The sequence below is a fragment of the Streptomyces sp. ISL-94 genome (assembly GCF_018614075.1).
Taxonomy (GTDB): Bacteria; Actinomycetota; Actinomycetes; order Streptomycetales; family Streptomycetaceae; genus Streptomyces.
Window position 1 is genome coordinate 21,940 of record NZ_JAGGOZ010000069.1, and the last position, 19,281, is coordinate 41,220.

The following is a 19,281-nucleotide window of genomic DNA, read 5'->3' on the forward strand; positions in this document are numbered from 1 at the left end:
TCAGGACAGCTTGTCGATCTCCGGGTGGTCCTTCAGCCAGGCGCGGACCGCCTGCTGCTCCTTGCCCTTGCCGGTGTCCTGGATCCTCGCCTCCAGGCTGGTGAGCTGCTCCTCGGTGAGCTTGAAGGAGCGCAGCCAGGCGGCCACCTCGGGCTCGTCGGCGGCGAAGCCCTTGCGGGCGAGGGTGTGGATCCCGTCGCCCTTGCCCCAGACGCCCTTCGGATCCTCCAGCTTGGCCAGCTCGTACGAGGAGTACGCCCAGTGCGGCGACCACAGGACGGTGACCACCGGCTCCTTCTTGTCGTAGGCGCGCTTGAGCTCGGCGAGCATGCCGGGGGTGGAGCCGTCGACGACCTGGTACTCACCCTCCAGGCCGTACTCCTTGAGCACCTTGTCCTTCAGGATGGACATGGCCCCGGCGCTCGGCTCGATGCCGATGATCCGTCCCTTGAACTGCCCGGACTTGCCCTTGAGGTCGGCGAGCGAGCGGACGTCCTTCACGTAGGAGGGCACGGACAGCTCCAGTGAGGTGGAGCCGTACCAGGAGCCGAGGTCCTCCAGCTTGTTGCCGTACTTCTCCCAGTACTGGGCGTGGGTGACGGGCAGCCAGGCGTCGGTCTGGAAGTCGATCTGGCCGCCGGCCAGGCCGGTGTAGAGCGCTCCGGCCTCCAACTGGCGGGCGTCGACCTTGAAGCCGCGCCGCTCCAGGAGCTCCTTCCACAGGAAGGTGGAGGCGATGCCCTCGTCCCAGGGGATGTAGCCGAGGGAGACCGTGCGGCCCTTGCCGGTGTTCGCGGCGCCCGTCGGTCCCTCCCCGGCGGGGGAGCCGCCGAAGGTGTGCAGGGCGCCCGCGACGAGGGCCAGTACGACGGCCCCGGTGACGGCGTAGGCGGGCTGGGGGCGGTGGCTCCACAGCTTGGCCGGGCCGGTGGCGGCGGACCGTGCCTTGCCGAGGGCGCGCCGGCCGAGCGGGGAGACCTGGCGGCCCAGCGCGCCGGTCATCCGGTCCAGGTACATGGCGAGGATGACGATGGAGATGCCCGCCTCGAAGCCGAGGCCGATGTCGACGTTGCCGATGGCCCGGTAGACGGCGCCGCCGAGGCCGCCGCCGCCCACCATGCCGGCGATGACGACCATGGACAGGCCGAGCATGATGACCTGGTTGACGCCCGCCATGATGGTGGGCAGGGCCAGCGGCAGCTGGACGCGGACGAGGGTGTCGCGCGGGGTGGTGCCGAAGGCGTTCGCCGCCTCGACCAGTTCCGCGTCGACCTGGCGGATGCCGAGTTCGGTCATCCGTACGCCCGGCGGCAGCGAGAAGATGATGGTCGCGATGATGCCGGGCACCACGCCCACCCCGAAGAAGATGATGCCGGGGATGAGGTAGACCATGGCCGGCATGGTCTGCATGAAGTCCAGGACCGGCCGCAGGACGGCGCTGACCCGGTCGGAGCGCGAGGCCCAGATGCCGAGCGGGATCGCGAACACCAGGGTGACGAGGGTGGCGACGAGAACCAGGGACAGCGTGGACATGGCGTCGGCCCACAGATCGACGGAGTCGACGAGCGCGAGGCCGGCGAAGGCGAGCAGGCCCGCGAGGAGACCGCGCAGCCACCAGGCGGCGACGGCCAGGATGCCCGCGAACAGCAGGGGTGCGGGCGCGGACAAGACCGCGTCGATGCCGTCGTAGAGGCCGGTGACGAGCGCGCTGACGGCGTCGAACAGCCAGAACAGGTGGCGCTGGAGGAAGTCGACACCGCTGTCGACCCAGGCGCCGAGGTGCAGGCGGGGCATCAGGCTGCCACCTCCGCGCAGGCCATGGGGGGCCGGTGTTCGTCGCCGAGGAAGGCGATGAGGCGGTCCTGCGGTATGGAGCCGATCACGGCTCCGTCCGTGTCGGTGACGGCGACCGGGTGCGGGACGCGGGCGCTGACCGCGCACAGGTCGGCGAGCGGGGTGTCGGCCTGGACGGTGGGGCAGTGGCAGGCGTCCGCGTCGAGGGAAGGCTCGTCCATGACGGCATCGGCCGTAAGCACTCGCGAACGGTCCACGTCCTGGATGAAGGAGGCGACGTAGTCGTCGGCGGGGCGGGTCAGGATGTCCTCGGCGGTGCCCTGCTGGACGATGCGGCCGTCGCGCATGACGGCGATGCCGTCGCCCAGGCGCATGGCCTCGTTGAGGTCGTGGGTGATGAAGACGATGGTCTTCTTCAGCCGCCGCTGGAGTTCGAGGAGCTGGTCCTGCATGTCGCGGCGGATCAGCGGGTCGAGGGCGCTGAAGGACTCGTCCATCAGCAGCAGGTCGGCGTCGGTGGCCAGGGCGCGGGCCAGGCCGACGCGCTGCTGCATGCCGCCTGAGAGCTCGTCCGGCCAGGACTTCTCCCAGCCGCCGAGCCCGCACAGCGCCAGGGCCTCGGCGGCCCGGCGTTCGCGCTCGGCCCGGGGGACGCCCTGGACCTCCAGTCCGTAGCCGGCATTCTCCAGGACGTCGCGGTGCGGGAACAGCGCGAAGTGCTGGAAGACCATGCTGATCTTGGTGGAGCGTACGCGGCGCAGCTCGCGGGCGCCCAGCGTGGTGAGGTCCTCGCCATCGAAGAGGATGCGCCCCGCGGTGGGTTCCAGCAGCCCGTTGAGCATGCGCAGCAGGGTGGACTTGCCGGATCCCGACAGGCCCATCACGACGAAGATCTGGCCGGGCTCGACGCGGAAGGAGGCGTCGATGACGGCGGCCGTCGCGCCGTCCGCGCGCAGCTCCTCGCGGCCGGCGCCGCCTTCGAGCGCGCGGACCGCGGCCGCCGTGTCGTCCGGGCGTCTGCCGAAGACCTTGTAGACGTGCTCGGCCTGGAGCGTGGACACATACACCTCGCGGGTCGTACCGGGTACGGCACGCACCGGAACCGGCCGGCGGGCCGTGGAGCGGGACGGGATCCGCCCGCGTGCGCCGTGCCTCCGGCTCGTTTCGCCGGAGTGCATGGTTCCGCTCCAGCGGCCCCCCTGCCCGGTCTTTACCCGAGCAAACGCAAAGGTGATCTAGCTCACGCGCCGGACCTGGAGACCGGCCCGGACTCGTCGGCCAGCATCGAGTCGCGCAGATGGCCGAGAAGCCGGGTGAGCAGCCGGGAGACCTGCATCTGCGAGATGCCGAGCGCGTCCCCGATCTGGGCTTGCGTCAGCTCCTCACCGAACCGCATCTGGAGCATGCGGCGCTCGCGGTCGGTGAGCTGCTCCAGCAGCGGCGCCAGGGTCTGGATGTCCTCGACCAGCTCCATGGCCGGCTCCTCCTCGCCCATGACGTCGGCGAGGGTGTGGGTCTCGGTGGAGCCGCCGCCGTAGTCGGCGTGCGCGGTGGGCGGGGCGTCCAGGGAGCCGCTGGTGTGGCCGTTCGCCGCGACGAGACCCTCTATGACCTCCTCCTCCGAGAGATCGAGGTGGTCGGCGAGGTCCGCGACGGTGGGCGAGCGGTCGAGTGTGACGGTCAGCACTTCCTTGGCCTTCGCTATGTCGATGCGCAGCTCCTGGAGCCGACGCGGGACACGGACGGCCCAGGTGGTGTCGCGGAAGTGCCGCTTGATCTCGCCTGTGATGTACGGCATGGCGAGCGTGGAGAACTCGTTCTCACGGGTCGGGTCGAAGCGGTCGATGGCCTTGATGAGGCCGATGGTGCCGACCTGGACGATGTCCTCGATGTCAGCGCCGTCGCCGCGGTTGCGGAAGCGGCGCACTGCGTACTGGACGAGTGAGGCGTTCATCTCAATGAGGGTGTTGCGGACGTACTGGTACTCCGGGGTGCCCTCGGTCAGTTCGCGCAGCCGCCGGAAGAAGGCCTTCGAGAGCTCCCTCGCGTCCGCGGGGGCCACCTCCCGGGGCTCCTCGATCCGGGGCAGGCCCGCGATGCGGGCGGCTTCGGAGGCGCGGCGGGGCTGGGGGACCGGGGTGCGGGTGGCGGCGGTACGGGAGGACGGGGCAGGGACCGGCATGGGGGTTCGCTCCTTGGGCTGGTCGGCTTGCGGCGCGGGACCTTGACTGCCGTAGATGGTGGCCCTGTTCTTCTCGTACGTCAAGAATTACCGGAAATTCTTTTCACGTCTTGCGTCACGTGAATCGTGTATCGCATCATGACCGGCATGGGGAGCATGCCGCAGCGTCAGAACTGGACATTCCTGACTAATCACGCCCGCGTCCTGGTGACCATCGCCCGGGACCCGGCCGTACGGCTCAGGGATGTGGCCGCGGTGTGCGGCCTGACCGAACGCACCGTGCAGACGATCGTCACCGACCTGGAGGCGGACGGGTACCTGCGGCGTGTCCGCGACGGCCGGCGCAACCGGTACGAGATCTCTCCGGGAGCCGTCTTCCGTCACCCGGCCGAGGCGGGCGTCCAAGTGGCCGGACTGCTGGCCCTCCTGACCGGCGCCTCCGCGGCTCCGGACGCGTCGGCCCGGGAATTCGCCGCGACCCCGAGCCCACCGGCCCGGGATTACGCCGCGGCCCCGGGCGCGCCGGTCCGGGAATACGCCGCGACCCCGGGCACGGCGGCCCGGGAATACGCCGCGGCCCCGGGCACGCCGGTCCGGGACCTCGCCGCGACCCCCGGAGCGCCGGTCCGGGACAGGGCCGCGACCCCCGGAGCGCCGGTCCGGGATCTCGCCGTGGACTGAGAGCGCCCTCACCACCTACGCCTCCACCGGTTCGGTCATCAATCCCGGCCCCGGCACCGCCAACCGGCTCCTCTACGCGGGCGGTTCCGCGCAGCGGCCGCCCGGGAAGCGGTTCGCGCACACCAGGGACTACCCGGTGGCCGACCTGGCGACCGTCGACTCCCCCGTGACCGTGAACTCATGGGCGCTGCGCTTCTGAGCCCTTCACGGAGTACGAGCGCTCCGGGTCACGGTGGAAGGTCAGCCGGTCCCAGGTGGGGAAGGCCAGGTCGGTGACGGCCAGCAGCCGGCCGGAGCCGTCGTACAGGGTGCGGCGCACGGTCAGGCCGCAGGCCCGGGAGGCGGCGGTGGGCGGATGGGTGGTGCGGGTCATCGTGAGGGTCTCGGTGACCCGCCCCTCCCCTGCCGCGCGGTCGAGCCAGCGGTGCAGCGGCCCCGGGTCCTCGTCGCGGACCGCGGCCGGCCGGTCGCGGTAGCGGGCCAGTTCGGGGCTGCCCGCGACGGCGCCCGGGCTCAGGTACGTGACGGCGTGCGTGAGGGTTTCGCCCGCCGGGCCGTGCTCGCGGCGGTGGTGGACCAGGGTGCGGTCCCCGCCGCTCATGCCGAGCAGTGCGGCGAGCGAGGGCGGCACGGTGACGCGCGTGAGCCAGCTCTGGGCGAGGACGGCGGGGGGAACGGGGGTGGGGGCGGCGATGGGCGCGGGTGCCTGTACGGCGACCGCGACGGCGACGCCCTCGCCGCGCGTGGCACCCGGGGCCCCGGCGGCGGGGCGGGTGCCGCGGCGGCCCGTGACGATGAGGCCGTCCTCGCGCAACTGCTGGAGCGCGGCCCTGATGGTCTGCCGGTTGACCTGGTAGCGGGCGGCCAGGCTGCGTTCGGAGGGCAGTGTGCCGCCGGGGGTGTGCGCGGCGCGGTCGAGCTCGTGCCGCAGCGCTGCGGCGATCCGCTGGTACTTGGGCATGGCGGCCGGGCCGCCGCCCCGCGAAGGGGAGGGCATGGCTTCTCCTCTGACGGGTGGTCAAGGACTGCGCGGTCTGCCCGAACAACCTAGCATTGGTCTATACCTTTAGGTGAGAGGAGTCGGGGACCTGCGGCCATCTTGGCCGGTTTCCCTACCCCCGCAGCGGGTTCGGCAGCGGCAGGTAGCGGGCGTCCGCGCCGTCCGCCCCGGTCCACCGCAGGAGCAGGTTGGTCTTGGCCGGCAGGGCCGGAGCGGCGAGGAGCTCCGCGATCTCGGGCAGCCCGTACGCGGCGTCGTAGCGCAGGAACTCCTCCCGTACGGCCGGCCACACGAACGGCGAGATGTCCGGATGCCGCTCGGCCAGCGCCCCCGCGATCTCCGCCAGGTGGTTGACCACCAGGCAGTAGACCAGCCGCTGCCAGGCCGCCGGGCGGTCCAGGTCGGGCACGAGCTTGACCCCCTCCGCGTCGCGGAACAGCGCCTGCGCCGGCAGGCCGGCCGCGTCGACGGCGACCAGGGTGTTCTGGAGGTGGGCCTCCAGAACGATGCCGTGCCGGGCGAACAGCTCCAGCACCGGCGGCACCACCAGGCGCAGGTACGCCCGCCACCAGGCGGCCGGGTCGGCGGTGCTCGCCAGCGGGCTCCCGGCGTAGCCCTCGGCGAGCGCGGCGGCCAGCAGCGGGGTGGACCCGGGCGCGGCGTGGGCGTGCAGGCCGTCGCGGACCAGGACGGCGAGTTCCTCGAAGGCGAAACCGGCCGTGCGGTAGCCGCGGTCGGCGAGCCAGGCGGCGTCCGCCGCGTCCGGGCCGGTCCGGCGCAGCGCGCCGAAGCCCGCCTCGACCGCCGCGTCGGTGCGACGCAGCTTCAGCAGGTCGTGCCGCCACAGCCGGCGCACGTCGTTGGTGATCCGGACGTCGAGGCTGAACTTCACGAACAGGTCGGCGCCCGGCCGCGGCACGTACAGCGTGCGGATCGAGGCGGTCGGCCAGGCCGGCAGGCGGCTCTCCCCCAGCCGCAGCAGCCGCCCGTCGGCGAAGGCCTCGCGCACCGGCGACCGGGAGCCGACCAGGTCGAGCTGCCAGGGGTGGGCGGGCAGCAGCCGGTAGCCGGCGGGCGGGCGCGGCCCGTCCAGGGCGTCCACGAGCGAGTCGACGGCGTCGGCGGCGGCCGGGCCGCCCTCCTCGGCGACCTGGTCCTCGCGGAGCCCCAGGAAGACCAGCGGGAAACGGGCGTGGGCCTCGGGTGCGTACGGCAGCCAGCTCCCGGCCGGGCCCCCGCCCCGCGCTTTGGGGGCCGGGTGGTGCGGGTGGCCCATGACCAGGGACTGCTCGGAGAGCAGATACGGGTCCGCCGGGGGCTCGGCGACCGCGCGGGCGGCCAGCAGCGCGGCGATGGCGTTGCGGCTGTCGTCGATCTCGACCGGGAGTTCGTCGTTCGGGATGCCGGTGTACCGGAGCAGCTCTCCTGCGGTCAGTTTGACCAGTTCGGTGTGGCCGAGCGGCTGCCAGCCGTCCGCCGTGCACAGTTCGGGGCGTACGGGCCGGCGGCCGCCGTGCACCCGGAGCAGCCGCCCGCTCCCGCGCAGCCGGTGGACGGCCGCGCCGGGCCCGCCGGACGCCCCGGCGGACTCGGAGGTCCCGGCCGACTCGGAGGTCCCGGCCGACTCGGAGGTCCCGGCCGACTCGGAGGTCCCGGCCGACTCGGAGGTCCCGGCCGACTCGGAGGTCCCGGCCGACTCGGAGGCCTGGGCCGACTCGGCCGGCCCTACGGGCTCCGCGGCCTCGCGGAGCAGGCAGTTCAGGAGCGGCGTGGCGGCGTACGCGTCGGCGGCGGCGTTGAGATCCACTGGTTCCATTCGGTCCATCCGGCGCCGGAGGATCGCGGGACGCGCCCACCGGCCGTGATCTTCAGTATCCGCGATGATGGCGTGACCACGCTGTGATGCGACAACCCGACGTGCGGAGCCCCAGCATGCATCTTCCCGCCTCCCCGGCCGAGGAGGCCGTCGCCGCCGGGCTGGACGCGGTACGCCCCGCGCTCGGGCCCTCGTACGAGGCCGCGCTGCCCGGCGCCCGCGCCGCCGTGCTGACCCGGCTGTGGCGGGCGCTCGCCTTCGAACCGCTGCCGTGGGTGGTGGGCCGGGAGCGGGGGCCGGGCGGCCTGGCGCTGCGGCTCGCCGGGGGCGGCCGGCTGGAGGGACCGCCGCCGGATCCGTACGCGACCGAGCCGTACGTGGACGAGCTGCTGCTCGACGGCCGGCCCCACCGGCAGGCCGCACGGCTGGTGGCGGCGCTGGGGGTGCCGCACGGGGAGGAGTTCACCGCCGAGCTGGACGGCAGCACCGCCTCCCTGGCCCTGTCCCGGGCCGGCCAGCCGCCCGCCGGGCGGGACGGCGCCCCGCGGAGCACCTGGGAGTGGGAGCAGCGGGTGGTCGACGGGCATCCGTACCACCCCAACTGCCGCTCCCGGCCCGGCTTCTCGGTGGCCGAGCAGCTGGCGTACGCACCCGAGCACCGGCCGGTGGTGGAGCTCGGGCTGGTCGCCGTACGGGCCGAGGAGTGCCTGGTCACCGACGGCTGGCCGGCGGAGCTCCGGGACGGGGGGCGGATCCTGGTCCCGGTGCATCCGTGGCAGGCCGCGCACGCGCTGAAGCACGAGCGGGTGCGCGGCTCCTTCGCGGCGCACCCGCTGATGGCCCTGCGCACGCTCGCGCCGGCGGCGGGCGGGGCGCACGTCAAGACGGCTCTGAGCACCCGGCTGACCTCCTCCGTCCGGGACATCTCCGTCTACTCCATCGAGACGGCGGCGGCCGTGTCCGCCTTCGCCCAGAGCCTGTCCGAGCGGCTCGACGGCCGTCTGCACGTCACGCGCACCCTGGGCGCGGCGACCGCGCACAGCCCGGACCTCGCGGCCGTGCTGCGCGAGCCGCCGGAGGTGTTCGCGGACGCCGCCGCCGGTGAGCGGGTGCTCCCGGTGGGGGCGCTGGGCGCCTTCCCGCCGGCGCGTTCGGCGGCCTGGCGGGCCGAGTTCGCCCGGCTGGCGCTGGAGGTGTGCCTGCGGGTGCTGGAGCTCGGGGTGGCCCTGGAGGCCCACGGCCAGAACCTCCTCCTCGTCCTCTCCGCCACCGACGCCCCGGTCCGGCTGGTCTACCGCGATCTCGCCGACATCCGGATCAGCCCGGCGCGGCTGGTCCGGCACGGCCTGCCGGTGCCGCCGCTGTCCGGCCGGCTGGTCACCGATGACGTGACCGTCCTGCGGCGCAAGCTGTTCGGGTCCCTGCTGACGGGAGCGCTCGGCGCCACGGCCGGCTCGGCGGCCGCCTTCGCCGAGGCCCTGTCCGAGGCCGCCGGACTGCCGCCCACCGCCGACACCGAGGCGCTGCTGACGGATCCGCTGCCCACCAAGGCGCTCACGCTGATGCGGCTGAGCCCCGGGATCCAGGGCGACCAGTGGGCGGAGCTGCCCCATCCGGCGGCCGGGGGGTGAGACTCGGCGCCGGTCGGGCTACTGTCCAGGGGCATGACAGAGACCTCGTACCTGAGTTCCGTACGGACGTCCTATGACACCGTCGCCGTCGACTACGCCCGGCTGCTCATCGGGGAGTTGGAACGCAAGCCGCTCGAACGGGCCATGCTGGCAGCGTTCGCGGAGTGTGTGCGCGGCAGCGGCGAGGGCGGCGGCGCGGGCCGCGCGGTGGCGGATCTCGGCTGCGGTCCGGGCCGCGTGACGGCGCATCTGGACGGCCTGGGCGTGCGGGCCTTCGGCGTCGACCTCTCCCCGGCGATGGTGGCGGTGGCCCGCCGGACCTATCCGGGGCTGCGGTTCGAGGTGGGTTCGATGGCCGCGCTCGACATCGCGGACGAGGTCCTGGGCGGGGTGCTGGCCTGGTACTCCACGGTGCACACCCCGCTCCCGGAACTCCCGCTGCTGTTCGCGGAGTTCGCCCGCGTTCTGACGCCGGGCGGCTACGTACTGATCGCCTTCAAGGCGGGCGACGAACGCATCCGCCTGGAGCACGCGTACGGCCACCCGGTCGCCCTCGACGTGTACTGGACACCCCCGGACCGTATGGCCGCCCTCCTGACGGACGCAGGCCTGACGGAGGTGGCGCGCCTGATCCGCGAACCGGACGCCCCCGAACGCTGCCCCCAGGGTTTCCTGCTGGCCCGCAAGGCGCCGGAGGGCGATGTCAGTGGCCCGTGAGACAGTCGGACTGCCGACCGGCCCGCGCCCCCGCCCTGTCGCGCCTACCAGCGGAGGGGGAGGCGCGTCACGCCGCGCATGAGGGTGCCCGGGAGCCAGTCGGGCGGGGCGGTGTCCGGGGTCGGCGAGAGGTCGGGGAAGCGTTCGAGCAGGGACCGGATCGCGATGCGGCCCTCCATGCGGGCCAGTGGGGCACCGAGGCAGAAGTGGATGCCGTGGCCGAAGGCCAGGTGGCCCTGGGCCGGGCGGCGGATGTCGAAGACGTCCGGCTCCGCGAAACGGGACGGGTCGCGGTCCGCCGCGGCGAGGGCGACCACCACCGAGGAGCCCGCCTCGACGCGGGTGCCGCCGATCTCCAGGTCCGCGCGGGCGAAGCGGTATGTGGCGTGCTGTACCGGCCCGTCGTAGCGGAGCATCTCCTCCACCGCGCCGTCGATCAGGCCGTCCGGATCCGCGCGCAGGGCCGCCAGCTGGCCGGGGTGGGCGAGCAGGGCCCGTATCCCGTTGCCGATCAGGTTGACCGTGGTCTCGTGGCCAGCGACCAGCAGCAGGAAGGCCATCCCGATCAGCTCCTCCGGGGAGAGCTGGTCGCCGTCCTCGTCGCGGGTCCGGATCAGGGCGCTGAGCAGGTCCTCCCCGGGGATCTTGGCCTTGGCCTCGACGAGTTCGAAGAGGTATGCGGTCATGTGCTCCAGGACACGGCCGTCCGTGCCCGCCGGATCCACCGGGGCCACGATTTCGCCGGACCAGTAGCGGAAACGCTCCCGGTCCAGGTCGGGGACGCCCAGGAGTTCGCAGATGACGGTCATCGGCAGCGGTACGGCCAGGGCCGCGATGAGGTCGGCCCGGCGGTCCGCAGCGGCCTCCATCGCGTCCAGCAGCCCGTCGGTGACCTCCTGGACCCGCGGCCGCAGGGCCTCGATGCGGCGGGGCGTGAACTCGCGGGCCACCAGGCGGCGCAGCCGCGTGTGGTGGGGCGGGTCCGCCTCCAGCATGTTACTGGCGGCCGCGCTCGCGGGGTTGTTCCCGAACAGCTCCGCGCCGAGCCAGTTCTTCGACAGTGCCGGGTGGTTCAGGGCCTGCCGGGCCTCTTCGTGGCCGACGACCAGCCACGACCGGTCGCCGCCCAGCATCACCCGGTGGACGGGCCCGGCGGAGCGCAGCGCGGCGTAGAAGGGGTACGGGTCGGCGTTGAACTCTTCGGCGTGCGCGCCGAGATCCACGAGGGGCATGGGGGAAGGGTACGACCGCCACCCCTGGGACCGGACCGGATATATGACCAGCCGAATCGTTCCGCCTGTGCGCCGTCCGGGGGGCAAGCCGCGGTGTGTGGGCCCGCCTTCACCGCGATCGGCCCCGGCGGTGGCAGGAAGGAGGTATGAGTCTCCATCGCCGCCGGGTCCTGGGAGCCGCGGCCGCGGCCCTCGTCTCCTGCCTCGGGGCGGCGGCGGCCCGGGGCCCGGACTACGGCGCACTCGCCCGCGCGATCGACGGGCGGGTGGTCCTCCCGGGCGACCGGGACTACCCCGAGGCCCGGCAGCTGTTCCAGCCCCGGTACGACTCCGTGGCTCCGGGGGCGGTGGCCTACCCCGCGCACGCCGGTGACGTGGCCGTCTGCCTGGACTTCGCCCGCCGCTCCGCCGTGCCCGTGGTCCCGCGGGGCGGCGGCCACAGCTACGCCGGGTGGTCCACCTGCGCCGCCGGCCTGGTCGTCGACGCCGGCGCCATGGCCGGCGTCGCGGTCGAGGGGGACGGCGTACGGATCGGGGCGGGGGCCCGGCTCGGGGAGGTGAACTCCGCCCTCGCCGGGCGGGGGCTCGCCGTCCCGACCGGCCTGTGCCCCTCCGTCGGCATCGCCGGACTCACCCTGGGCGGCGGTCTGGGCATGGCCTCGCGGGCGTACGGAACCACCTCCGACCGGCTCACCGGCGCCCGGGTGGTCACCCCCGACGGGTCCGTCCGCGAGGTGTCCGCCGACCGCGATCCGGAGCTGTACTGGGCCCTGCGCGGCGGCGGGGGGCGGCAACTTCGGGGTGGTCACCGAACTCCGCTTCCTCACCCACCCGGCGGGCGACTGCGCCTTCGCCGAACTCCGCTGGCCCGACGCCGACTCGGCGGCGGTGCTGGGCGGCTGGCAGCGCTGGCTGTCCGCACTGCCGGACCCGTTTATCCCCGCACTGATCGTGTCCCCCGCTGGTCATGTCCCACAGCGGGCCCGTCGACACAGCCCCCGATGTCGCGTACGGAACGGGTCACGGTGTCGCATTCGACGCCACCGAACAGTACAGCAAAGTGGTCAGCATCACACCCAAGAGTGAACGGCCCGACCCCGAGACCGAAGCCGGACAGTGCTGCGCCCCACTCCCGGTGGCGCTGGGGTGGGGCGCGTGTGTGCGCCGGAGCGGTGATCAGACGAGGGACGGCAGGGTGCCGCGGTGCCAGTGGCCGAGCCAGAAGGCCATGGCCGAGGGCTCGACCTGGTCTTCGGTGGAACCGTCGTGCAGCAGGTACTCCGTGGGGGCGATGTAGCCCTCGCCAGGGGCGAGGCGGATCCGGATGCATCGGATGGGGTGGTCCGCTGCAACGTGGGCGCGGTAGTCGTCAGTGCCGGGGTAGCGGTGCGCGTAGTCCTCGGGGTGGACGGCTCGGCAGACGGCTTGGGCGTCGAGGGCTCCCAGCAGGATGTACCGGGTCCCGGGGCCCAAATTCAGGGCGAGGCGGCGCCGGCCGGTCGCCTTCTGCCCGTACTTGAGCTTGTCCCAGTTGTCGAGGTGAAGGCCGATGAGGCGGCCGTCCTGGTAGTTGTCGGTCGTGGTGAGCATGTCGGGCTTGGCGAGGGCCTGGCCGAGGTACTGGGCCTGACCGTCGCCCATGTGCTGGGCCAGGTCTTCCAGGCTCTCGCCGGTCGGTGCTGGCGGCCGGACGATCTCCACCAGTGTGCTCGGTGGGGTCCACGGCGGGGCGGTCAGCGCTTGGGCGGCGGCCTCGCTCAGTGGCTGCCACTGCCTGGACGGTACGACTGCCCCGTCTTCGAAGGCGGGATCCCCGCTGACGGTGCGGACCGAGGTGAAGTTGCACCGGGCCCGCAAGGCGTCGTGGTCGGTGAAGGCTACGTGTAAGGGCACGGCTTCTCCTGGGTCAGTCGTCGCCGAGGGTCATGTCGAGTTCGTTCACGAGGGCCTCGGCGAGGTCGCTCTGCTGGCCGTGGCCGATGCGGACCTTGACCAGGTTGGCGACGCCGCGGATTGTGGAGAGGTCGTTGCCGCGCAGGTCGGTGTCCCGGTAGCGGCCGGTACCGAACTCGGTGAGCCTGAACGTGCAGTCGGAGAACACGACGTCGGACAGGTCGCACTCGGTGAACGTGGCTTCGGTGAAGGTGCAGCCGACGAAGGCAACGGGCCCCGCGGCGCGGACCTTCTCGAAGGTGGCGTAATCGAATTTGCAGCCCTCGAACAGGACGTCATCGAGCACCAGGCCGTCCAGGGCGGCGCCCATCAGCTTGCAGTCACGCAGGAGGACCCGGGTCAGCTTGCTCTCGTTCCAGCGGACGGACCCGAGATCGCTGCCGGTGATCTCCACACCGTGCAGGTTCATGCCCTCGAACTCGGTCCGCTTGGACCTCAGGCCGGTGATGCGGCCGGTGATGAGCTGGGTGTCCGTGAGGTCGAGCGACCGCAGGTCGGCCTCGCCAAAGGCGAAGTCCTGGACGGTGCCGCGCGGGCTGTCGAGGCCGTCGACGGCGGACAGGTACAGGCCAGGCTCGTCCAGGCCGGGCAGGGTGACGGCGACGCGGCCGAAGGTGCGGGTGGCCATGCTGTGCTCCTCCAAGGTGGTGCCGGGGCGACCCTCGGTGCGGAGGGCCGCCCCGACGGGCTACTTGTTCTTCCAGTTGTCCCAGGTAGGCCGATTGTCGAACGTGGGCTGCGGGTTGTCCCACGTGGGCCGGTTGTCGAAGGTGGCCGCGGCCGTGACCTGGTTGTCGAACTCGTGGTTGCTCCAGTCGTTGTCCCAGCGGGCGACAGACGTGGAGCCGGCGGCCTCCAGCAGAGACGTGAACCCCGGGGCCAAGTCCATCACGAGCGAGGTGGCGTCAGGGGCGGTGCCTGCGGACATGTCGCGTCACTCCTTCAAGTAGGGCGATCTTCGAGGTGGTGCAGTACGAGGTACGGGTGCCGTCCATGCGGCCCCCGTGCTCGAAATACCGGTTCGCGGGATGCGCCCCTCCGCAGAAGGCGAAGGTGGGGCAAGTAGCGCGGCAGGTGTCCACGCCGTCCCAGAACTCGGTGATCCAGGGGGTGCGCTTCTCGGCTTCGGCGACCAGGACGTCCAGGCCGTCCTTGAGCACGTTGCCGGTAGTGAAGTCGCCGAACCGGTCGTCGGTGAACCCGGCCAGCTCGGGGGAGAGCATGACCACGCCGCCGTCATAGGCGACGGTCGGCAGCGGATCCCACGGCGAGGACGCGGGCAGAGGCGCGGTCTCGTGTCCCTGGAGGACGGCCCCGGCGAAGTTGAGTACCCGCTGTACCTCCCGCAGCCGCATGACGGGGTTGATCCGCCAGGCATCCGCGAGGGCCGCCCAGAACTCGGCCGCCCGCACGGGGTCGGCGTCCTTGGAACCGGTGTTGACGCCCTCCTCCTCTTCGACGTTGACGCCGAGGGTGGTCACGCCCAGCTCGGCGAAGAACTCGTAGAAGCGGGCGGCGTCGGCCGGGTCGGGATCGGAGACCACGGCGATAGCGGAGTAGGGGATGCCGTGGCGGCGCAGCCGCTCGATCGCCCGCATGGTGACGCGAAATCCCGGGTGGCCGGCGAGCGTGATCCGGTGGGTGTTCATGTCCTCGGGGCCGTCGATGCTGACGCCCACGTGCACGTCGTGCTCCAGCAGGAACTCACACCATGCGTCATCTACGAGTGCGGCGTTCGTCTGCACGGAGTGCTGCACGCCCTTGAAAGGGGCCATGAGCGACGCCAGATGTTCGCGGCTGGTGGCCAGCGGCTCCCCGCCGTGCCACACAACCTCGAACGCCGGATCGTTGGCCGCCCACGGGTTGACGGCCGCGGCCACAGCCTCGGCGACGGCCGCTGGCATCAGGTGCTTCATTTTTCGGAACGGCAGGTAGCAGTACGTGCAGTCCATGGGGAGGCACTGCGTGGTCGGCTGCATGATCACGGACCGGGGGACGGCCGCGAGCCGTAAGGGGGTGTGCATCGCGCTCCTCTCGGTGCGAGCGAGTGGTGCCTTGGAGGCCACCAGGTGGGCAACTTGTGGGCCGCCTACGAGAGCGGTTCAACGTCCGGCGCGGTGGCCGGAGGGGGTGCGCTCGCCGACGTGGCGAGGTCGACGGCGTGGCCGCTGAGGACGATGGCGGGACCAGCGAGGCCGATCGCGATGAGGGCACCGATCATGCCCCAGCCGGGATCCGGTAAGTGACTCCGGTCGGTCATCTCGGGTCCGCCTGGCGCAGGGCCTGGTGGTCGGACACGACCCATTCCCGTCCGCCGCCCTCGGGCCGCAGGAAGACGGCGGAGTCGATGACCTTGCGGGAGGCAGGGTCTTCCCACGGGCCGACGAACTGCACGACGGCCTCGACTTCCTTGGCGACGTCCAGGACGCGGGCGCCTTCGTAGACCCAGGACGGGACATCCTTGCGGCAGCTCACTGGTCGTTCCCCTCGCCAGCCAGCCCGGCGAAGAACCGTCCGGCCCCTCGGCCGGCGCGGGTCTGGAGGGCGGGGCTGGGGTCGGGGCCGAAGGCGTCCGACCAGGCGTCCGACCAGGCGTCCGACCAGGCGTCCGCGGTGAGCCTCGGCTCCGGCTGGTCCTGGAACTGTCGGGCGAGGGGGCGACGGGGTAAGGGCTTGGTCACGGCGTACTCCTCGGACGGGAGGGGCAGCCGGTCCCGAAGGGGGCCACGGAGACCGGCTGCCCGCGGGCTCATCCAGAGTGATCGCGCCGTTGCGGGGAGTGAAGAGCTGGGGCGTAGCACTACCGCGATCCGTGCAGAGCCCGAGTGCTACGTGCGGTAGCAGTTACGCGAGTGTGGCCCCAATGATCTTTGCGATTTTCCGGGAACGGGAGGTCGTGGCATGGCCGGCCCGCTGGGCGATGACGCCGGGCAGAGTCTGGTGGCGCACCCATTCCGGGTGCGCTTGGCACACCGTCAGCAGCGTGTCCAAGCAAGTGTCGTACTGCTTGGTGGCGCACTGGGCGAGGGCGATGTCAAGCTGAAGCCGGTTGTGTGCGGCCGGATGCAGAGCCGACCAGTCGTGCACCGACGTGGCGAGGTGCAGGGCCTTGCTGGCTTTTCCGGTGGACACCGCGATTCCGACGGCCTGAGCGGTGACGGCGGCGGGGCCGAACGCGGTGCCGTTGACCATGACGTCGCGGCCCAGCCTGGCGGCGATGGCGGAGCCCTGGGAGAGGAGGTCTTCGGCGGCGGCGGTGTTCTCCTGGCGGGCTGCGACGACGGCCGCGAAGGTGACGTGCCAGCCGTAGGTTGCGAGCAGTACCGGATCACGGTCGCCATAGGTCGGTTCGATGCTCGTGTAGGAGACGGCCGCGGTGCGCTCGGCTTCGTCAAGGCGGGCGTCACGCAGGTAGATCCACGAACGGCCGGAGGCAACGGAGGCTTCCCGCACGGGATCGCCGCCCTGCCGGGCCTGGTCGGCGGCGTGGCCGATGGCGGCGTACGCGAGATCGCGGGCGCCGAGCTGGTTGGCGACGTACGAGGCCAGGCGGTAGGCGTCGGCAAGGACTCCGCGTGCGGTCATGCGGCGGTCGTGGCCGGCGTCCGCGAGGGCCGCCGCGGCATCCTTGACGCAGGACGTGGCGAACTGCCCAGCCACCCCGATACGCCCAGCCCGATAGGCATCCCATCCCGCCACAAGATCGGCAGCAAAGTCGACGGGTTCCCTGTCGGTGCCGATCCCCGCTGCGGTGTCGTGGACCGTACGCGATAGTTCGCGCAGGGTGGTCCGGTCGTCCGCGAGCATCGCCCGCCTGGGGGCCTGCTGACCCACGATCACGGAGATGTCCGCGCCCAGGGCGTGGGCGAGCCGCAGGAGGGTGGGCAGGGAGAGCTGTCCACGATCCTGCTCAGCCTTGCGGATAGTGGCGATGGACAGACCGGCGCCTTCGGCAAGTTCTTCCTGGGTGACGGCACCGCGAAGCAGTTTGATCCGCTGGCCGGTGGTGTGCTGGTTCCACTGCATGGCGTCCCCTTCGTCTACCAGGACGGTACCGCTCGGACAGGAACGGGTGGGAGGTCCGCCCTGAAACCGCAGATGCCCCCGCGCCGTTGCTCTGGTCGGTTGACCCGCAGACCGCCAGCAACAAGGCCCAGCCAACTCCTTAGGTTCTAGGGTTCGTCGCAATACCACAGATCAGGTGGTGCGATGTTCGAGATCCGCAAGAACCAAGTGGCGGACCGCAGCCTCGGGCAGGTGAACTTCCGCTGCACGCCTGGTGGTTACCACCCGGTGGCGTCCTTCACTACAGGTAGCCTTTCCGTTGCCCCCGGCGCCACCTACCGGACACCAAGACCACCACCACAAGGGGGGAGCCCTGCCGTGCCCGACTCCACGCCTCCCACTGACCATCCGCCGGCGAGTGGGGCTGATGCCTACGCCCCATGGGTGTTCGCCATCCTGGAACGACTCAAATACGGCGAGCAAGTCCTCACGCGTGAAGACGCATTCAAGCCATGCCCTGCTGCGGATCCGCCGATTACCTGGGGGGATGTCGAAGTATTCCTTGCGACCGCTTTCATGGCTGACGTGGAATGGCTAAAGCCCTGGTTTGTTTACCCGCACACCGCAGATCCGACCAGGGCCGTTGTTCGGTACAACCACAGAGACGGCGGCGAGAGCGTTTGGAAAGGCGTCCGGATCCGCAAGCATCTGCCGACCGTGCGTGTTCCGACGTGGGGAGATGTCATCTCTCATGTGCTCACGAGCATGGCGGCCCTGTACCAGACAGTTCCTGACACTCGGAAATCTCCCAGAGGGATCGCGACAGTCTCCGATCCCGATCATTACCCGCAGGCGGGCCCCGAGGGGAATAACGAGACGGACCCGGAGGACTACGTGATTGAAGACGACGACCAAGAGGACGAGGAGGGCGCGGCACTGGAGGGGGCCGCGATCGAGATTGGAGGAACTGCGGGCAGCTCCGCCGACTATGAGCCATGGGTATTCGAGATCATTGAACAACTCAAGCACAACGGCCTTAACCTCGAACGCGACGCCGCGTTTATTCCGTATCCGGGGCCTGTGGACTGGAGGGTCATCGATGACTTCCTGAGTGCAGATGGGATGGACGCCTATTACGAATTACATCCCAATAAATCTTGGCGCGTTTACCCGGATCGACGAAATCCTAAAATTGCACTTCTTCGCGTCCACCACTATTTGAATGCTATCGATGATGACATGATAACCACATGGTCTTCATCCCCCATATCGGACCACTGGCCGACTTTCGAATCTCCCACATGGGGCGAAGTGGTCTCCCATACTTTGTCGAGCCTGAACAGGATGTATAACAACAACACCCAGGCAGAGTCCAGCGTCAAAATCCCCGACGGAGAAAACCGACCGCCACGGCGCACGACCGAACAGCAAATCGAGTGGATGCAGGACTACCACCGATCGGCCGCCTCTTTCCGTAGCCGGATACGGCTTTCCCGCATATCTCGGTCTCTCGTCGTGGGTTCCGCCCTGACCACCTTCCTGGTTGTTGTCGGTGCACTTTCCGTAAACGCCGCCATGTGGCGCCAGTTCGACATGCGCCCCTACAACATCGCTGGGGGCGTGTTCCTCGCGCCGCTGCTGGCCATGTTCGGCATCGGCTGGCGAATGGACACCGGCCAGCCAGAGGGTGAGAAGCCGAAGTCGGTTGCCATGCTAAAACTCGAACTTGACCTCTTAGAGGAGCGGCGCATTCTGGCAGCCGCACAGAACGAACGGTCCTTGACAGATCGCCAGCGTTCCTACCGGGAGTCGATCCCGCAGGAGATCGATCGACTACGGCGCGAGACCAGGTATTACCGGCGAGTGCATAACTTCTTCCAGTGGGGCCTGTTCGCCGCTGCGGTGACCATGTCGGTAACTGCCGCGGTCTATGACCCGCCGCAGCCTGGTAAAGCAATCCTGATTGGACTGGCGGCTTTCGTCAGTTTCACCACGGCAGTAACCGGATATTTCAAGTTCCGGGAACGTGCATTCAACTTGCAACAGACCTCCGATGCCATCGACCAGCAGGTCACTGCCTATGACCTGGGCATCAACCCCTACAACCAGGGGGATGCGGCGGCTAACCTGGAGAGGCTTGCCGAGACTGTGGAGTCGCTGCGCGTGGAACAGCGCAAGCGCGAGCAGCAGCTGGAGCAGCCACACCAAGGGCAGCAAGAAGTCATCTGACCTTCGCGGCCAACCTGGTACGCCCTTGCGCTTCTGGTTAT

General features: G+C 70.9%; 18 protein-coding genes and 1 pseudogene. 5 read left to right on the forward strand and 14 right to left on the reverse strand.

Annotated features, from left to right (window positions below):
• The 3 genes from J7E94_RS21705 to J7E94_RS21715 all read right to left on the reverse strand — a co-directional run bounded on the left by J7E94_RS21705 (position 1) and on the right by J7E94_RS21715 (position 3,976).
• Positions 1-1,794 (reverse strand): ABC transporter permease/substrate binding protein, encoded by a 1,794-nt coding sequence (locus J7E94_RS21705; RefSeq protein ID WP_215017944.1) that lies wholly within the window; start codon positions 1,792-1,794, stop codon positions 1-3.
• Positions 1,794-2,855, reverse strand: a complete 1,062-nt coding sequence (locus tag J7E94_RS21710; protein WP_215017947.1) for a glycine betaine/L-proline ABC transporter ATP-binding protein — start codon at positions 2,853-2,855, stop codon at positions 1,794-1,796. The genes J7E94_RS21705 and J7E94_RS21710 overlap by 1 nt, the downstream gene beginning before the upstream one ends.
• A gap of 179 nt (positions 2,856-3,034) precedes the next feature.
• Positions 3,035-3,976, reverse strand: a complete 942-nt coding sequence (locus tag J7E94_RS21715) for a SigB/SigF/SigG family RNA polymerase sigma factor (RefSeq protein WP_215017949.1) — start codon at positions 3,974-3,976, stop codon at positions 3,035-3,037.
• Positions 3,977-4,123: 147 nt separating this feature from the next.
• Here J7E94_RS21715 and J7E94_RS35995 point away from each other — a divergent pair, with 147 nt between their 5' ends.
• Positions 4,124-4,657 (forward strand): helix-turn-helix domain-containing protein, encoded by a 534-nt coding sequence (locus J7E94_RS35995; protein WP_215017951.1) that lies wholly within the window; start codon positions 4,124-4,126, stop codon positions 4,655-4,657.
• A 178-nt stretch (positions 4,658-4,835) separates the two neighbouring features.
• Here the strand turns inward: J7E94_RS35995 and J7E94_RS21725 are convergent, their stop codons facing one another.
• Positions 4,836-5,654: a GntR family transcriptional regulator gene (locus J7E94_RS21725; protein WP_215017953.1), complete on the reverse strand. Its 819-nt coding sequence runs from the start codon at positions 5,652-5,654 to the stop codon at positions 4,836-4,838.
• Between the two features lie 115 nt (positions 5,655-5,769).
• Positions 5,770-7,482, reverse strand: a complete 1,713-nt coding sequence (locus tag J7E94_RS21730) for an IucA/IucC family protein (RefSeq protein WP_374224482.1) — start codon at positions 7,480-7,482, stop codon at positions 5,770-5,772.
• 107 nt (positions 7,483-7,589) lie between these two features.
• Between J7E94_RS21730 and J7E94_RS21735 the strand changes: the two genes are divergently transcribed.
• Together J7E94_RS21735 and J7E94_RS21740 are read left to right on the forward strand one after the other, a co-directional pair.
• Complete coding sequence (locus tag J7E94_RS21735; RefSeq protein ID WP_215017957.1) at positions 7,590-9,104, forward strand: IucA/IucC family siderophore biosynthesis protein; 1,515 nt, start codon at positions 7,590-7,592, stop codon at positions 9,102-9,104.
• Between the two features lie 33 nt (positions 9,105-9,137).
• Positions 9,138-9,821 carry a class I SAM-dependent methyltransferase gene (locus tag J7E94_RS21740; RefSeq protein WP_215017959.1) on the forward strand — a complete coding sequence of 228 codons (684 nt, stop codon included), beginning with the start codon at positions 9,138-9,140 and terminating at the stop codon, positions 9,819-9,821.
• A gap of 44 nt (positions 9,822-9,865) precedes the next feature.
• On the opposite strand, the gene J7E94_RS21745 is transcribed toward J7E94_RS21740, so the two are convergent.
• Positions 9,866-11,053 carry a cytochrome P450 gene (locus J7E94_RS21745; protein ID WP_215017961.1) on the reverse strand — a complete coding sequence of 396 codons (1,188 nt, stop codon included), beginning with the start codon at positions 11,051-11,053 and terminating at the stop codon, positions 9,866-9,868.
• A 146-nt stretch (positions 11,054-11,199) separates the two neighbouring features.
• Here J7E94_RS21745 and J7E94_RS36000 point away from each other — a divergent pair.
• Positions 11,200-11,781, forward strand: a pseudogene (locus tag J7E94_RS36000) (FAD-binding oxidoreductase); the annotation flags it as partial.
• A gap of 448 nt (positions 11,782-12,229) precedes the next feature.
• On the opposite strand, the gene J7E94_RS34800 reads toward J7E94_RS36000, so the two are convergent.
• The 8 genes from J7E94_RS34800 to J7E94_RS21785 all read right to left on the reverse strand — a co-directional run bounded on the left by J7E94_RS34800 (position 12,230) and on the right by J7E94_RS21785 (position 17,032).
• The gene (locus J7E94_RS34800) at positions 12,230-12,946 is read right to left on the reverse strand and encodes a hypothetical protein (protein ID WP_251057030.1); all 717 of its coding nucleotides are present in this window, start codon (positions 12,944-12,946) and stop codon (positions 12,230-12,232) included.
• A 13-nt stretch (positions 12,947-12,959) separates the two neighbouring features.
• Positions 12,960-13,634 (reverse strand): pentapeptide repeat-containing protein, encoded by a 675-nt coding sequence (locus J7E94_RS21755; protein ID WP_215017964.1) that lies wholly within the window; start codon positions 13,632-13,634, stop codon positions 12,960-12,962.
• A gap of 60 nt (positions 13,635-13,694) precedes the next feature.
• A complete protein-coding gene (gene amcA, locus J7E94_RS21760; RefSeq protein ID WP_215017966.1) occupies positions 13,695-13,934 on the reverse strand; it encodes a multiple cyclophane-containing RiPP AmcA in 240 nt (79 codons plus the stop codon).
• Positions 13,912-15,030 carry a cyclophane-forming radical SAM peptide maturase AmcB gene (amcB, locus tag J7E94_RS21765; protein ID WP_215017969.1) on the reverse strand — a complete coding sequence of 373 codons (1,119 nt, stop codon included), beginning with the start codon at positions 15,028-15,030 and terminating at the stop codon, positions 13,912-13,914. The genes amcA and amcB overlap by 23 nt, the downstream gene beginning before the upstream one ends.
• Positions 15,031-15,095: 65 nt before the next feature.
• Complete coding sequence (locus J7E94_RS21770; RefSeq protein WP_215017970.1) at positions 15,096-15,266, reverse strand: hypothetical protein; 171 nt, start codon at positions 15,264-15,266, stop codon at positions 15,096-15,098.
• Complete coding sequence (locus J7E94_RS21775) at positions 15,263-15,481, reverse strand: hypothetical protein (protein ID WP_215017972.1); 219 nt, start codon at positions 15,479-15,481, stop codon at positions 15,263-15,265. The genes J7E94_RS21770 and J7E94_RS21775 overlap by 4 nt, the downstream gene beginning before the upstream one ends.
• Positions 15,478-15,687 (reverse strand): hypothetical protein, encoded by a 210-nt coding sequence (locus J7E94_RS21780; protein WP_215017974.1) that lies wholly within the window; start codon positions 15,685-15,687, stop codon positions 15,478-15,480. The genes J7E94_RS21775 and J7E94_RS21780 overlap by 4 nt, the downstream gene beginning before the upstream one ends.
• A gap of 163 nt (positions 15,688-15,850) precedes the next feature.
• Positions 15,851-17,032 (reverse strand): helix-turn-helix domain-containing protein, encoded by a 1,182-nt coding sequence (locus J7E94_RS21785; protein WP_215017976.1) that lies wholly within the window; start codon positions 17,030-17,032, stop codon positions 15,851-15,853.
• Positions 17,033-17,215: 183 nt separating this feature from the next.
• Here J7E94_RS21785 and J7E94_RS21790 point away from each other — a divergent pair, with 183 nt between their 5' ends.
• Positions 17,216-19,240 (forward strand): DUF4231 domain-containing protein, encoded by a 2,025-nt coding sequence (locus J7E94_RS21790; RefSeq protein WP_215017978.1) that lies wholly within the window; start codon positions 17,216-17,218, stop codon positions 19,238-19,240.
• Positions 19,241-19,281: the final 41 nt, after the last annotated feature.